Below are 14,515 nucleotides of genomic sequence, written 5' to 3' on the forward strand. Positions count from 1 at the left end.
TCCCTGTAGGAGCTGCCGAAGGCTGCGATCTTTTAGCTTTCCATCCGGGCGCTGCGGTACGCGGCGGGGCCGACGCCATAAGCCTGCTTGAACTGCCGGCTCAAATGGCTCTGATCGGCAAATCCCAGTTGCGTGGCGACTTCCACCGGCAAGCAGCCGTGTTGCAGAAGTGCGCGAGCCTGGGCGATGCGTTGCTGCATCAGCCAGGTGTGCGGCGGCATGCCGGTGGCGCGACGGAATACTCGGGCGAAATGGAAGGGCGACAGATTCACCGCCGCTGCGAGCTCTTCCAGCGATGGCGGCGCCGCCAGTTGCGCGTGCAGCAGTTCTTTGCCCAACCGCACCGCGCGGTGTTCTTTACCCGCTCGACCGGGCACCGGCACTGCCGCATGGCGCTGCAACAGCCGCAACATCATCTCGCGCCACACCGTCTGCTGTTGCAGCGCGGTGGTCGGGCTTTCGAGCAAGCGGTGCAACTGCGCAAAGCCGTTGACCAGATCCGCATCGCGATACAACGTGGCGCCGAACGCCGGCAGGTTGCTGGTGGACAGCTCCAGCTCATCCAGCAGCGAAACGATTTGCGCGGTATCGGGATAAAACGCCCGGTACAGCCAGCCGTCCTCGGTGCCCTTGTGCCCGGTGTGCAGCTCGTCCGGATTGATCAGTACCAGCGTGCCGCTGCCCGCCAGGTGCTCGGCGCCGCGATAGCGATAACGCTGGGCGCCGGCCATGATCATGCCGATCACATAGCCGTCATGCACATGCGGGGCGAAGCGATGCTCGATGTAGCGCGCCGACAGCAACTCGACCCCGGCCAGCGGCGCGGTTTGCCAGAAGCGGATCGACTCGCCCTGATCGCTCATGCGGGCACGCGCGCCAGCCACTGCGGGATGCGTCGTTCCAGATAGTAGCCGGGCTGACGCAGCGAGCCGTCGACAAAGCCGACATGCCCACCACGCGCCTGCAGTTCGAAAGCGGTCGACGGCGACAGCTCATTGACCTGCGGCAAACTGTGGGGGAACACGAACGGATCGTCCGCCGCCTGAATGATCAGGGTCTGCGTGCGGATCTCGCCGAGGAAATAGCGGCTTGAGGCGCGACGATAGTAATCCTCGGCATCCTCGAACCCGTGCAACGGCGCGGTTACCCGGCCATCGAAATCCCAAAAGGTGCGCATGTTTTCCAGCGAGCCGAGGGCGGCCAGCGCGGCGAGTCCTTCTTCACGCCCGTCGTGTTGAAACTGCCGCTGCTTGTTCTTGATGTAGGCGACCATCTCGCGCATGAAGTGCGCCTGATAGACCTTGGAAAATCCCTGGCCGATGCGGTCGGCGCATTGATCGAGGCGAAACGGCACTGATACCGCTACGGCGCCGAGCACGCCGCTGGCGCTGCCGGTTTCCCCGAGGTGTTTGAGCAGCACGTTGCCGCCCAGGGAGTAGCCGACGGCATACAGCGGTGCCAGCGGTCGTTTGGCGCGCAGATGTCTGATGGTTTCGGCGAGGTCTTCGCTGGCGCCGGAGTGATAGCTGCGCGGCAGCAAATTCGGTTCGCCAGAGCAGCCGCGCCAGTTCAACGCAACACTGGCCCAGCCTTGATCAGCCAGTGACTTCTGGATGCCCGCTACATAAGGCGAATTGGAGGACCCGGTCAGACCGTGCAATACCAGCACCAGTGGTGCATCGGCGGTGTGCGGGCCGTGCCAGTCGAGATCGAGAAAGTCGCCATCCTCAAGCCACAGGCGTTCGCGTTCACGCTCGATATGTACGGTTTTGCGCCACAGCGGCCCCCACAAGGTTTGCAGGTGCGGATTGCCGAGGCCGAAGGCGGGGTTGAAGCGTTCTGAAGAGGTGGACACGATGGTTCTCGATGCAGAGCGGCGACCCTGTTGGAAGGGGCGCCGCTTATTCAGACCGGTCGGTTAACCGGCGATCTCTGCCGTACGTTGCCACAGCGCGTAGTAAACCCGGCCGGATTTCTGCTCGCGATGCAGGCGCCAGTTGCCCGGCAGGCCCAGCGTCGATGGCGCCGTTTCGCTTTCAGTGTAGATCCACGAGTCCGGCGCCAGCCACTGGCGCTCTTCGAGCAAGGTGCAGACGGCAGGCAGCAGGTTCTGGTTGAACGGCGGGTCGAGGAATACCAGATCGAACGGAGTTGCGGTCTGGGTTTCCAGATAACGCAGGGCGTCGGCGGTCTGTACCTGGCCGTTGGTGCAGCGCAGGGTGCCGAGGTGTTCTTTCAGGCTGGACACGGCAATGTTGCTGGCATCCAGCGCCTGACCCATGGCCGCGCCACGGGACAGCGCTTCGAGAAACAGCGCGCCACTGCCGGCGAACGGATCAAGCACCTTGGCCCCTTCAACGTACGGTGCGAGCCAGTTGAACAAGGTTTCACGCACGCGATCCGGCGTCGGGCGCAGGCCCGGTGCGTCGGGGAAGCTCAGCTTGCGGCTGCGCCATTGGCCGCCAATGATGCGCAACTGGTTCACACCGTTGTGGACGTTTTGCGCAGGTTTTTTAGGCGATCGGGTAGCCATTAGTGCTCCGGAACCCCGAGCGGTTGCTCGGCAGGTTTATCAGATGGGGCCGGTAACGGCTTTTGCGGCACGGTCGGGCCAGCGGTGACGATGACCATTTTGTCCGTGCTCAGGTGTTTGTTCAGGGCGTCGCGGACTTGTTCCACGGTCAGGCTTTGCGACTGACGCATGAAGTCGTCCAGATAGCTCAGCGGCAGATTATAGAAGCCCATCGCGCCGAGTTGGCCGACGATATCGGCGTTGCTCGCGGTGGACAGCGGGAAACTGCCGGCCAGTTCGCGTTTGGCGTCGTCGAGTTCTTTCTGCGTCGGCCCGGTTTTCAGGTAGTCGGCGAGCACGTCCTGCACCAGTTTCAGGGTGCCTTCACTCATTTCCGCGCGGGTCTGCAGGTTGATCATGAACGGGCCGCGTGCCTGCATCGGGCTGAACGCCGAGTACACGCCGTAGGTTAGGCCGCGCTTCTCGCGCACTTCACTCATCAGGCGCGTGCCGAAACCGCCGCCACCGAGGATCTGGTTGCCCATCGACAGCGCCGCGTAATCGGGGTCGTCACGGTCGATGCCCAACTGCGCGAGCATCAGGTTGGTCTGCTTCGACGGGAACTCGATGTGGTTGATGCTGGCCTTCGGTTCCTGCGGCTGAGCGATTTTCGCCAGCGCTGGGCCTTTGGGCAGGGCAGAGGAGACCTGATTGGCAATCGCTTCGGCATCCGCCCGCGACAGGTCGCCGACCAGCGCGATCACCACGTTGCCAGCGGCGTAGGCCTTGGCGTGGAACTCACGCAACTGCGCGAGGGTGATCTTCGGCACGCTCTGCGGGTTACCGTCACTCGAATGCGCGTACGGGTGATCGCCGTACAAGCGCTTCATCAGCTCAAGGCTGGCGAGTTTGCCGGGGTTCTGTTTCTGGTATTCGAAACCGGCGAGCAGCTGGTTCTTGATGCGTGCGAAGGAGTCGGCCGGGAAGGTCGGTTTGCCGACCACCTCCGCGAACAGCTTCAGCGCCGGTTCACGCTTGTCGGTGGCACTCAAGCTGCGTAGAGAAGCCAGCGCCATGTCCTTGAAAGCACCGTTGCCGAAATCCGCACCGAGGCCTTCGAAGCCTTGCGCGATGGCGCCGACGTCTTTGCCGGCGACACCTTCGTTGAGCATCGCGTTGGTCAGCACTGCCAAGCCCGAAGCGCTGCCGTCCTGGCTGCTGCCAGCGGCGAAGATCAGGCGCATGTCGAACATCGGCAGCTCATGGGCTTCGACGAACAATACTTTGGCGCCTTCGGCGGTGTTCCAGGTTTGCACGTCGAGTTTGCGGCTGGCCGGGGCCTTGCCGTCGAGTTCGGTCAGTGATTGCAGCTTCTGGCTGGTCTTGGCGTTGTCGAGGGCTTCGCTGGCATTGCTGTCAGCGCCAGGCGACAGGTAGAGCGCGGCAGAGCCGATCACCGCCACGGCAATCAGGCCGAGTAGCAGGCGTGGGGATTTGCGCTTACTCATGAGTCGTCTCCAGTGGCAGGACGTGGGCGACGCTGAGACGTTCGCGGGTGAAATACAGCTTGGCGGCGTTCTGGATGTCTTGCGGGGTCACGCTTTCCAGATCGGCCAGTTCGGTGTCCATCAGTTTCCACGACAGACCGACGGTCTCGAGTTGACCGATGGCGGTGGCCTGACTGGTGATCGAGTCACGTTCGAAGACCAGACCGGCAATCACTTGTGCTCGCACGCGCTCCAGTTCTTCAGCGGACGGCGCGGTGGTTTTCAGCTGTTCCAGCAGTTTCCACAGACCGGCCTCGGCTTGCGCGATAGTCTTTTTCTTCTGGGTGTTCGGGGTTGCCGACAGGGTGAACAGACTGTCGCCACGGGTATAGGCGTCGTAGCTCGACGAACCGCCGGAGACCAGCTCTTCGCCGCGCTCCAGTTGCGTCGGGATGCGCCCGCTGTAACCGCCGTCGAGCAACGCCGAGATCAGGCGCAAGGCGTTGACCGAGCGTTTGTCTTCAGCCGTGGCAATGCTTGGTACGTTGAAACCGAGCATCAGGCTAGGCAATTGCGTCTGCACGTGCAGGGTGATCTGGCGTTCGCCGGGTTCGGCCAGTTCCAGCGGCTTTTTCGCCGGTGGCACGTCGCGTTTGGCGATCGGGCCGAAATAGCGTTGAGCGAGGTTTTTCACCTCGTCCGGGGTCACGTCGCCGACCACCACCAGCGTGGCGTTGTTCGGCACATACCAGGATTGGTACCAGTGGCGCAGCTCTTCAACCTTCATGCGGTCGAGGTCGGCCATCCAGCCAATGGTTGGCGTGTGGTAGCCGCTGGCCGGGTAAGCCATGGCCTTGTAGCGCTCGTAGGCCTTGGACATCGGCTTGTCATCGGTGCGCAAGCGGCGCTCTTCCTTGATGACTTCGATCTCCTTGGCGAACTCGTCGGCCGGCAGGCGCAGATTGGCCATGCGGTCGGCTTCCAGTTCGAAGGCGACGCCCAGACGGTCGCGGGCCAGTACCTGGTAATAAGCGGTGAAATCGTCGCTGGTGAAGGCGTTCTCTTCGGCGCCGAGGTCACGCAGGATCAGCGAGGCTTCGCCGGGACCGACTTTTTCACTGCCCTTGAACATCATGTGCTCAAGCGCGTGGGACAGACCGGTCTGGCCCGGGGTTTCGTAGCTGGAGCCGACCTTGTACCAGACCTGCGACACCACCACCGGTGCGCGATGGTCTTCGCGCACGACGACCTTGAGGCCGTTGTCGAGGGTGAATTCGTGGGTCGGTTGCGGGTCGGCCGCCAGGGCCGAAAGGGGCAGGCAGACTGTGCTGAGCAGCAGGCCTGCAGCGCGGCGGGCTAGAGCATTCATTCGTTTTTTAACCTGTTGGGCTGCCCGCTTGGTCTTAGCGTCGGCGGGCGAGAGGGTGCTAGGATACTGATCCGTTTTACCGGCGACCACGCCTATCAGGTTTTCAGACCTGATCTGGCTGAATGGGTTTGCGGCAGAAAGCTACAGTTTATCGACTAAACTTCGCTTTTTCGCCGAATTTGCCGGTTTAGTCCTTCGTTTATACGATTCTTTGAGGTGCCGCTGGCGCCTCGACAAAATGTTGCGCGTGAACAAGCTGGATGAAACACAGTCTGTTCTGCATCGAATATTTATTTGCCGGGGCGCCCTTATGGCGCGTCGCTACCGTGAGATAGCCGTCCTCCATGTTTGGTTCCAACGACGACAAGAAGACCCCAGCTGCGGCTGGCGAGAAGAAAAGCCTGTTCGGATGGCTGCGTAAGAAACCGCAGGAACCCGTCGTCGAACAGCCGCCGGTGATTCCTGAGCCAGCGCCTGCGCCGGCGCCGGCTCCAGTCATAGAAGAAGAGCCGGCACCGATTGTGCTGCCGATTGCCGAGCCGGTGTTGCAACCGGTTGAGCCTGAGCCAGAGCCTGAAGCGCCTGTGGCGGCTGAACTACCGCTGACTCCTGCGGCTGAACCGTGGCTGACCTTGCCGGTGGCGGAAGAGCCGGTGGCGTTGGTTGAAGAAGCTGCGCCACACATCACCCCGGAAATTCCAGCGCCTGCTGCGTTGGTGCCCGAGGTGGCTCGGGCGCCTGTGGTTGAGCCGGTTGTCGAGCCTGCGCCGGTTGTTGCTGAGCCTGTTGCGCCGGCGTTTGTTGCTCCGGTCGTTCAACAGCCTGCACCTGCACCGGTCGTCGCTGCGCCAGTTGTGCCGGTTGAAGTGGTTACCGAGTCCCCAGTCGAAGCCCCGCGCACCGAAGAAACCAAAGCCGGTTTCTTCGCCCGTCTCAAACAAGGCCTGTCGAAAACCAGCGCCAGCATCGGCGAGGGCATGGCCAGCTTGTTCCTCGGCCGCAAAACCATTGATGACGACCTGCTCGATGACCTCGAAACCCGTCTGCTCACCGCTGACGTCGGCGTCGAAGCTACCACGCAGATCATCCAGCGCCTGACCCAGAAGGTCGCCCGCAAAGAGCTGGCCGACGCCGACGCGCTGTACAAATCCCTGCAGGCCGAACTGGCAGCGATGCTCAAGCCGGTCGAACAACCGCTGAAAATCGTTTCGCAGAACAAGCCGTTCGTGATTCTGGTGGTTGGCGTCAACGGCGCCGGCAAGACCACCACCATCGGCAAACTGGCGAAGAAGCTGCAACTGGAAGGCAAGAAAGTCATGCTCGCCGCCGGTGACACCTTCCGCGCCGCTGCCGTGGAGCAATTGCAGGTCTGGGGCGAGCGCAACAAGATTCCGGTCATCGCCCAGCACACAGGCGCCGACTCGGCCTCGGTGATTTTCGACGCCGTGCAGGCTGCCAAGGCCCGTGGCATTGACGTATTGATCGCCGACACCGCCGGTCGTCTGCACACCAAAGACAACCTGATGGAAGAACTGAAAAAGGTTCGCCGCGTCATCGGCAAGCTCGACGCCGACGCGCCGCACGAAGTGCTGCTGGTGCTCGACGCCGGTACTGGCCAGAACGCGATCAACCAGGCCAAGCAATTCAACCAGACCGTCGAACTCACCGGTCTGGCGCTGACCAAGCTCGACGGCACTGCCAAGGGCGGCGTGATTTTCGCCCTGGCCAAGCAGTTCGGCTTGCCGATCCGCTACATCGGCGTCGGTGAAGGCATCGACGACTTGCGCACTTTTGAAGCCGAACCCTTTGTCCAGGCACTGTTTGCCGAGCGGGAGCGTTCATGATTCGTTTCGAACAGGTCGGTAAACGCTACCCGAACGGTCACGTCGGCTTGCATGAGCTGAGCTTTCGAGTCCGTCGTGGCGAGTTCTTGTTTGTCACCGGTCACTCCGGCGCCGGTAAATCCACGTTGTTGCGCCTGTTGCTGGCGATGGAGCGTCCGACCAGCGGCAAACTGCTGCTGGCTGGGCAAGACCTGAGCACCATCAGCAACGCGCAGATTCCGTTCCTGCGTCGGCAGATCGGCGTGGTGTTCCAGAATCACCAGTTGCTGTTTGATCGCACGGTGTTCAACAACGTCGCCTTGCCGCTGCAGATTCTTGGCTTGTCCAAGGCCGAAATCGCCAAGCGTGTCGATTCGGCGCTGGAGCGCGTGGCGCTGTCGGATAAAACCGATCTGTATCCGGGCGACCTGTCCACCGGTCAGCAACAGCGTGTCGGCATTGCTCGCGCCATCGTGCACCGTCCGGCCTTGCTGCTGGCGGACGAACCGACCGGTAACCTCGACCCGCGTCTGGCGGCTGAAATCATGGGCGTGTTCGAAGACATTAATCGTCTGGGCACCAGCGTGCTGATCGCCAGTCACGACCTGGCGCTGATCGCGCGCATGCGTCACCGCATGCTGACCCTGCAACGCGGCCGATTGATCGGCGACGGGGAGGCCGGAGAATGAGTGCGACACGCAGTCCGAAGGTTTCCGAACGTGTGGCGCCGAAAGCCGCCGATCCGCAACCACCGAAGAAGAAAAAACACGACGAAGACGATGGCCCGGACTTCGCCACGCTGTTCCGTGCCTGGGTCGAAAGCCATCGCGCCAGTCTGCTCGACAGCCTGCGTCGTCTCGGCAAGCAGCCGATCGGCAGCTTCTTCACCTGCATGGTGATGGCGGTCGCGCTGAGTCTGCCAATGGGCTTGTCCCTGTTGCTCAACAACGTCGAGCGTCTTGGCGGTTCGTGGCAGCGTGCAGCGCAGATTTCGCTGTATCTGCAACTCGACGCCAGCCCGCAGCAGGGCGAGTCGTTGCGCGAGCAGATCAAAGGCATGCCCGGCGTAGCGGATGCTGAATATGTCGGCCGCGATCAGGCGCTGGAAGAGTTTCAGCAGCAATCCGGGTTGGGTGAAGCCCTGCGCGAGCTGCCGGAGAACCCGTTGCCGGGCGTGGTGCTGGTCACCCCGAATGAGGTCGACAAGCCGACGCTGGAAGCATTAAGACAAAAACTTTCCGAATTGCCCAAGGTACAACAGGCGCAACTTGATCTAGTCTGGGTCGAGCGTCTGGCCGCCATCCTCAAGCTTGGCGATCGTTTTGTCTTCGGTCTGACGGTGCTTTTGGTTTCTGCATTACTTTTGGTGATAGGCAATACCATTCGTCTTCATATTGAAAACCGCCGCACCGAGATAGAAGTGATTAAACTCGTCGGCGGCACTGACAGTTATGTGCGTCGCCCTTTCCTTTATATGGGCGCGTTGTATGGCTTCGGTGCGGGGCTATTGTCCTGGGGCGTCTTGGCGTTCGGCCTGAACTGGCTGAACGATGCGGTGGTTGGGCTGGCCGGTTTGTACGGCAGTGATTTCGCTCTGGCCGGAGTGCCAGTTGCCGACGGTCTGTCGCTCTTGCTTGGCGCGGTGCTGTTGGGTTATATCGGTGCATGGATTGCAGTCGCACGCCATCTCAGGGAGCTGGCGCCGAAGTAGAATCTTTTTTGCGCGTGATTGACCTCGCGGTTTTTTGGGAACTTGTATTTGAGTTCCCGGTCAATTTTTCGCAGTGCTGAGAAGCACGAGTATGTAAGTGGGAGGTTTTTTCGCATGACCAATTCTTTGCAACCTGCGTATGCGTTGGTTCCGGGTGCGAACCTGGAAGCCTACGTGCACACCGTCAACAGCATTCCATTGCTGACGCCGGAGCAGGAGCGTGAACTGGCCGAGAGTCTCTACTATGAGCAGGATTTGGGGGCGGCTCGGCAGATGGTGCTCGCCCACCTGCGTTTTGTTGTACATATCGCCCGTAGTTATTCCGGCTACGGTCTGGCTCAGGCTGACCTGATCCAGGAAGGTAACGTCGGCCTGATGAAGGCCGTGAAGCGCTTCAACCCGGAAATGGGTGTGCGTCTGGTGTCGTTCGCTGTGCACTGGATCAAGGCGGAAATTCACGAGTTCATCCTGCGCAACTGGCGCATTGTGAAAGTCGCGACCACCAAGGCCCAGCGCAAGCTATTCTTCAACCTGCGCAGCCAGAAGAAACGTCTGGCGTGGCTGAACAACGAGGAAGTCCACCGTGTGGCGGAAAGCCTCGGCGTTGAACCGCGTGAAGTGCGCGAGATGGAAAGTCGCCTGACCGGCCACGACATGGCCTTCGACCCGGCTGCTGAAGCCGACGATGACAGCGCTTTTCAATCGCCGGCCAACTACCTGGAAGACCACCGGTACGACCCGGCGCGTCAACTGGAAGATGCCGATTGGAGCGACAACTCCAACCACAACCTGCACGAAGCGCTGGAAGTGCTGGACGAACGTAGCCGCGACATCCTCTACCAGCGCTGGCTGGCAGAAGAGAAAGCCACGCTGCATGATCTGGCGCAGAAGTACAACGTGTCGGCCGAGCGGATCCGTCAACTCGAGAAGAGCGCGATGAACAAGCTCAAGTTGTCGATCGCCGCATAACCGGCGAGCAGGCAATAAAAAACGCCCCGATCAGCGATGATCGGGGCGTTTTCATTTCTGGCTTCACACAAAACCAATGTAGGAGTGAGCCTGCTCGCGATAGCGGTGTGACAGTCAGCATTGCCGTCACTGATGTACCGCTATCGCGAGCAGGCTCACTCCTACATTTAGATCCTCGGTGTTATCGCGACCACGGTGCCCGGCGCGAATCGTTGAGCCCCAACAGATAACTATCCCCACCCAACTGACTCATCTGCTGGCGAATCCACCCGGCCCGCCGCGAGACATAAGCGGTCGGATGGCTGGCACTCCAGACACGCGGATTGGGCAGAACAGCCGCCAGATAACTCGCCTGCTGCCGTGACAACGACTTCGCGCTAACACCAAAGTGATGGCGGGCTGCGGCTTCGGCGCCAAACACCCCGTCATCCCACTCGACGCTGTTGAGATACACCTCAAGAATCCGCTGCTTGGGCCAGAACACCTCGATCAGCGCAGTAAACCACGCCTCCAGGCCTTTACGCAGATAGCTGCGACCGGCCCACAGAAACAGGTTTTTCGACACCTGCTGGCTCAAAGTGCTCGCGCCGCGAATCGAGCCGCCAAGCTCGTTGTGGGCCAATGCAGCCTGGATCGCACTGAAATCAAAACCCCAATGCTCGGGAAACTTCTGATCCTCACCGGCCATGACCGCCACTTTGAGGTCGTCGGAGATCTCGTCCCACGGCTTCCACGTGCGTTGCAGGTCAATTGGCTCACCGTCGACCCAGGACTCGATCTTGCGTTCGACCATCAACGCCGTACCCGGCGGCGGCACGAAGCGAAACACCAGCACCAGCAAGACGCTGCCGCCGGCGAACCAGAGCAGGGCCTTCGTGAGACGACGGAAAATAGTACGCAGCATAGAGATGGCTTGGCCGAACCGGTGGAGCGGGCCATTATACAGACCCTGCCGATCGCGTCTGACTGGAGTTCCCAATGCTGCGTGGCTTTTTGATGCTGGCCGCTTTTTTCGGTTTCACCGGGGTCGCCTTGGGTGCATTCGCCGCCCATGGCCTGAAAAACCGTCTGACACCCGAGTATCTGGCGATCTTCCATACCGGCGTCACCTATCAATTGGTGCACACCTTGGCGCTGTTTGGTGTGGCGCTGCTGGCCACACAGATTCAGGGTCGACTGGTCACTTGGGCCGGCGTGTCATTCACCATTGGCATCCTGCTGTTCTCCGGCAGCCTGTACGTGCTGACCACCACCGGCATCAGCAAGCTCGGCATCATCACCCCGTTTGGTGGCCTGGCGTTCCTGATTGGCTGGCTATGCCTGGGCCTCGCCGCCTGGCGCTTGCAACCAACCGCTTGACGCTTGGTGCTGACCTTTAGGTCATGATCGGGCTAGAATGCCAGCCCCTAAAAATGATGGCGGCGTTACGCATGCGCATTCAGTTGAACGGTGAATCCCTTGAACTGCCCGACGGTGAAACCGTTGCGGGCCTGATCACCCGTCTGGAACTGACCGGACGCCGGGTGGCAGTCGAACTCAATCTGGATATCGTCCCGCGCAGCCAGCATGCCGACACCACGCTCAACGACGGCGACAACGTTGAAGTGGTGCACGCCATCGGCGGCGGCTGATCGCCCGCCCCGCAAGGGCACAGAATTCTGCAAGACCCTCACTCCTAAAGAGGATTCCCCATGAGCATCGTTCGTAGCGACAAGCCTTTTGTGCTGGCCGGTCGTACTTACCAGTCGCGTTTGCTGGTCGGTACCGGCAAGTACCGTGACATGGAAGAAACCCGTCAGGCCATCGAAGCCTCGGGTGCCGAGATCGTCACCTTCGCCGTGCGCCGCACCAACCTGGGCCAGATCGAAGGCGAGCCGAACCTGCTCGACGTGCTGTCGCCGGAGCGCTACACCTTCCTGCCGAACACCGCCGGTTGTTACGACGCCATCGAAGCTGTGCGCACCTGCCGCCTGGCCCGTGAGCTGCTCGATGGCCACAACCTGGTGAAGCTGGAAGTACTGGCCGACCAGAAGACCCTGTTCCCTAACGTCATCGAAACCCTCAAGGCCGCGGAAACGCTGGTCAAGGAAGGCTTCGACGTGATGGTGTACACCAGCGATGACCCGATCATCGCCCGCCAACTGGCGGAAATCGGCTGCATCGCGGTCATGCCGCTGGCCGGTCTGATCGGTTCCGGTCTGGGGATCTGCAACCCGTACAACCTGCAGATCATCCTCGAAGAAGCCAAAATCCCTGTGCTGGTCGATGCCGGTGTCGGCACTGCGTCCGATGCGACCATCGCCATGGAACTGGGTTGCGATGCGGTGCTGATGAACTCGGCCATCGCCCACGCCCAGCAGCCGGTGATGATGGCTGAAGCCATGAAACACGCCATCGTTGCAGGCCGTCTGGCCTACCTCGCTGGCCGTATGCCGAAAAAACTCTATGCCAGCGCCTCTTCGCCGCTGGATGGTCTGATCAAGTAAGAGCCATTGATGACTGAATCGAACGACACGCCTGTCCAGACGGAAGAGGGCGACGAGCGCCAACACCGCCGCATCAAGAGCTTCGTGATGCGCGCCGGGCGCATGACCGAAGGCCAGCAACGCGGCCTGGATCAGGGCGCGCCGCTTTACGTGCTGCCGCTGGCCGACACCCCGGTGGATTACGATCAAGTGTTCGGCCGTTCGGCACCGCGCTCGCTGGAGATCGGTTTCGGCATGGGCCACTCGCTGCTGGAAATGGCTGCGGCCGCGCCGGATCAGGACTTCATCGGCGTTGAGGTTCACCGTCCGGGTGTTGGCGCGCTGCTCAATGGCGTGCTGACTCAGGGCCTGACCAACCTGCGGGTCTATGATTGCGACGCGATCGAAGTGCTCAACCGCTGCATCGCCGACAACAGTCTCGATCGCCTGATGCTGTTCTTCCCGGATCCGTGGCACAAGAGCCGTCACCACAAGCGCCGTATCGTTCAGGCCTCGTTCGCTGAGCTAGTGCGCAGCAAGTTGAAGGTTGGCGGCATTCTGCACATGGCCACCGACTGGGAACCGTACGCCGAGTACATGCTGGAAGTGATGAACGTCGCCCCGGGCTACCGCAACCTCGCCGAAGACGGCAAGTGCGTACCACGCCCGGCCGAACGCCCGATCACCAAGTTCGAACGCCGCGGCGAACGACTGGGCCATGGCGTGTGGGACCTGAAGTTCGAAAAACTCGCTTAAGCATCACGCAACACCCCTGTAGGAGCTGCGGCACGCTGCGATCTTTGATCTTGATTTTGAAGATCAAAGATCGCAGCGTGCCGCAGCTCAGTTGTTTCTGGAGTTTGCTCAAGTTTGGCTATGATCCGCCGACAGCTCGAGGCCCCCATTTGTAAAGGAAGACAAATCTTGAAAGCCATTTTTGCCTGCACGCTGGTTCTGGGTCTCATTTGTTGCGCAGCGTGCGAACGGGTAGTCAGTCCCGAGGAATACTTCGCGAGTGCGCAGAGAACGGCGGCAAAGATCGAGCGCGACGCCAATGACCGGATCAAGCGTGAGGCCGCCGGGGAAAGCGTGCAATACACCCCTGAACAGTTGCGCGTTGCCGAAGGTGATCTCGAGGCTCTTGTGGACAACCTCAAGCATGCGTCGGACGGCGGGCACACGCTGGCCACCTATTTTTTGGCCAGCCTGCAGGACAACCCGATGTTTTCCGAGCAGACGCGCTTACAGACCTGTGGTCTTTATCAGCAGGCCATGGATGATGGGGTGTTAGCGGCTGCGGTGGGCTATTACCATTTGTGCGACAAAGCGTATGAACGATTTGATGCGCAAAATCCTGATCATTTGAAATTCTTGCAGTCTCTCGAGCAGTTGCTGCTCAAGCCTGATGCGCATGCTGACGACTATCCGTTGCAGGCCAAACGTTCGCTGTGTTTCGAAGAAAACGGGGCGCCTGCCGGCAAGGTCGGGCCGATGGCCGCCATGCGAGCCCGCGCAGCTGGCTTGGTATTGTCCGAAGACCAGTTTCGGGCTGAGGCCTACTACATACTCGCGTTGACTCGTGTGAACGGCAGCGATATGCGCGACAGCGGCAATATCGAACACTTCGATAAAGCGATAGCGCTGGGCTGCAAGGATTCCGTTGGCCTCAAGGCGATCCTTCAGGCGCAGAGCCGCTTATCGAAGAATCATTGAACCAAGGCCCAATAGTGGGAGCGAGCCTGCTCGCGAAAGCGGTCTGACAATCAACGATGTTGTTGGATGTTAAGACGCCTTCGCGAGCAGGCTCGCTCCCACAGTTGTTTTGGGGCGTTTGCGGAGTCAGCGGCGGTCGGCGACTACGCCGATGAGGACGAGGACTACCAGCAACACAGGCGCCAGGCTGTAGTTGTTGAACTGGCTCAAACCCTTGATCACCCACGGCGTGGCGTAGATCAGCGCGGCGCCGCTGCCGATCACGCACAGTAGGGCCATCAGTGGCACGCGCAGGGCGCCGGCGATGCTGCCCAAGCGTTGCTCGACCCACCCTTTGAAGTCGGCGCCGAACAGCACCAGCAGGCAGCCCACCAGGGCCAGAGCGATTTCCGATAGGTTGCTGCGGCTCCAGCGGGAGACGGTGGCGAGCAGGTCGAGTATCAAATCCATGCGTTTTCCCTTAGCA

Annotated in this window: 16 protein-coding genes; 9 read left to right on the forward strand and 7 right to left on the reverse strand. The window is 60.9% G+C overall.

Annotated elements, in window-relative coordinates; translation table 11 throughout:
* Positions 1-32 precede the first annotated feature (32 nt).
* From CKW26_RS17030 to CKW26_RS17050, 5 genes are all read right to left on the reverse strand, one after another.
* Positions 33-863 carry an AraC family transcriptional regulator gene (locus CKW26_RS17030; RefSeq protein WP_095049503.1) on the reverse strand — a complete coding sequence of 277 codons (831 nt, stop codon included), beginning with the start codon at positions 861-863 and terminating at the stop codon, positions 33-35.
* Positions 860-1,855 (reverse strand): hydrolase, encoded by a 996-nt coding sequence (locus tag CKW26_RS17035; RefSeq protein WP_095049448.1) that lies wholly within the window; start codon positions 1,853-1,855, stop codon positions 860-862. Before CKW26_RS17035 ends, CKW26_RS17030 begins: the two co-directional genes overlap by 4 nt.
* 63 nt (positions 1,856-1,918) lie before the next feature.
* On the reverse strand, positions 1,919-2,533 hold the full coding sequence (rsmD, locus tag CKW26_RS17040) for a 16S rRNA (guanine(966)-N(2))-methyltransferase RsmD (RefSeq protein WP_038358861.1): 615 nt from the start codon (positions 2,531-2,533) through the stop codon (positions 1,919-1,921).
* Complete coding sequence (locus CKW26_RS17045) at positions 2,533-4,020, reverse strand: pitrilysin family protein (protein ID WP_095049449.1); 1,488 nt, start codon at positions 4,018-4,020, stop codon at positions 2,533-2,535. The genes rsmD and CKW26_RS17045 overlap by 1 nt, the downstream gene beginning before the upstream one ends.
* Positions 4,013-5,368 carry a pitrilysin family protein gene (locus CKW26_RS17050; protein ID WP_095049450.1) on the reverse strand — a complete coding sequence of 452 codons (1,356 nt, stop codon included), beginning with the start codon at positions 5,366-5,368 and terminating at the stop codon, positions 4,013-4,015. Before CKW26_RS17050 ends, CKW26_RS17045 begins: the two co-directional genes overlap by 8 nt.
* A gap of 344 nt (positions 5,369-5,712) precedes the next feature.
* Here CKW26_RS17050 and ftsY point away from each other — a divergent pair, with 344 nt between their 5' ends.
* From ftsY to rpoH, 4 genes are all read left to right on the forward strand, one after another.
* Positions 5,713-7,212 (forward strand): signal recognition particle-docking protein FtsY, encoded by a 1,500-nt coding sequence (gene ftsY / locus CKW26_RS17055; RefSeq protein ID WP_095049451.1) that lies wholly within the window; start codon positions 5,713-5,715, stop codon positions 7,210-7,212.
* The gene (gene ftsE, locus CKW26_RS17060; protein ID WP_008065082.1) at positions 7,209-7,880 is read left to right on the forward strand and encodes a cell division ATP-binding protein FtsE; all 672 of its coding nucleotides are present in this window, start codon (positions 7,209-7,211) and stop codon (positions 7,878-7,880) included. Before ftsY ends, ftsE begins: the two co-directional genes overlap by 4 nt.
* Positions 7,877-8,902, forward strand: coding sequence for a permease-like cell division protein FtsX (ftsX, locus tag CKW26_RS17065; RefSeq protein WP_095049452.1), 1,026 nt, complete (start codon positions 7,877-7,879; stop codon positions 8,900-8,902). The genes ftsE and ftsX overlap by 4 nt, the downstream gene beginning before the upstream one ends.
* A 114-nt stretch (positions 8,903-9,016) precedes the next feature.
* Positions 9,017-9,871, forward strand: a complete 855-nt coding sequence (gene rpoH / locus CKW26_RS17070) for an RNA polymerase sigma factor RpoH (protein ID WP_003229146.1) — start codon at positions 9,017-9,019, stop codon at positions 9,869-9,871.
* A gap of 181 nt (positions 9,872-10,052) precedes the next feature.
* On the opposite strand, the gene mtgA is transcribed toward rpoH, so the two are convergent.
* Positions 10,053-10,775 (reverse strand): monofunctional biosynthetic peptidoglycan transglycosylase, encoded by a 723-nt coding sequence (gene mtgA, locus CKW26_RS17075; RefSeq protein WP_095049453.1) that lies wholly within the window; start codon positions 10,773-10,775, stop codon positions 10,053-10,055.
* Positions 10,776-10,849: 74 nt separating this feature from the next.
* Between mtgA and CKW26_RS17080 the strand changes: the two genes are divergently transcribed.
* From CKW26_RS17080 to CKW26_RS17100, 5 genes are all read left to right on the forward strand, one after another.
* Positions 10,850-11,230 (forward strand): DUF423 domain-containing protein, encoded by a 381-nt coding sequence (locus CKW26_RS17080; protein ID WP_095049454.1) that lies wholly within the window; start codon positions 10,850-10,852, stop codon positions 11,228-11,230.
* Between the two features lie 71 nt (positions 11,231-11,301).
* Positions 11,302-11,502, forward strand: coding sequence for a sulfur carrier protein ThiS (gene thiS / locus CKW26_RS17085; protein WP_167359915.1), 201 nt, complete (start codon positions 11,302-11,304; stop codon positions 11,500-11,502).
* Positions 11,503-11,562: 60 nt separating this feature from the next.
* The gene (locus tag CKW26_RS17090; protein WP_007913621.1) at positions 11,563-12,357 is read left to right on the forward strand and encodes a thiazole synthase; all 795 of its coding nucleotides are present in this window, start codon (positions 11,563-11,565) and stop codon (positions 12,355-12,357) included.
* A 9-nt stretch (positions 12,358-12,366) separates the two neighbouring features.
* Positions 12,367-13,092, forward strand: coding sequence for a tRNA (guanosine(46)-N7)-methyltransferase TrmB (trmB, locus tag CKW26_RS17095; protein ID WP_095049455.1), 726 nt, complete (start codon positions 12,367-12,369; stop codon positions 13,090-13,092).
* Positions 13,093-13,260: 168 nt separating this feature from the next.
* Positions 13,261-14,049: a hypothetical protein gene (locus tag CKW26_RS17100; RefSeq protein ID WP_095049456.1), complete on the forward strand. Its 789-nt coding sequence runs from the start codon at positions 13,261-13,263 to the stop codon at positions 14,047-14,049.
* A 126-nt stretch (positions 14,050-14,175) separates the two neighbouring features.
* On the opposite strand, the gene CKW26_RS17105 is transcribed toward CKW26_RS17100, so the two are convergent.
* On the reverse strand, positions 14,176-14,499 hold the full coding sequence (locus CKW26_RS17105) for a DUF3392 domain-containing protein (protein WP_007913629.1): 324 nt from the start codon (positions 14,497-14,499) through the stop codon (positions 14,176-14,178).
* Between the last annotated feature and the right edge of the window lie 16 nt (positions 14,500-14,515).

Origin of the sequence: Pseudomonas sp. Irchel s3h9 (genome assembly GCF_900187475.1) — a bacterium.
GTDB classification, from domain to species: Bacteria; Pseudomonadota; Gammaproteobacteria; order Pseudomonadales; family Pseudomonadaceae; genus Aquipseudomonas; species Aquipseudomonas neuropathica.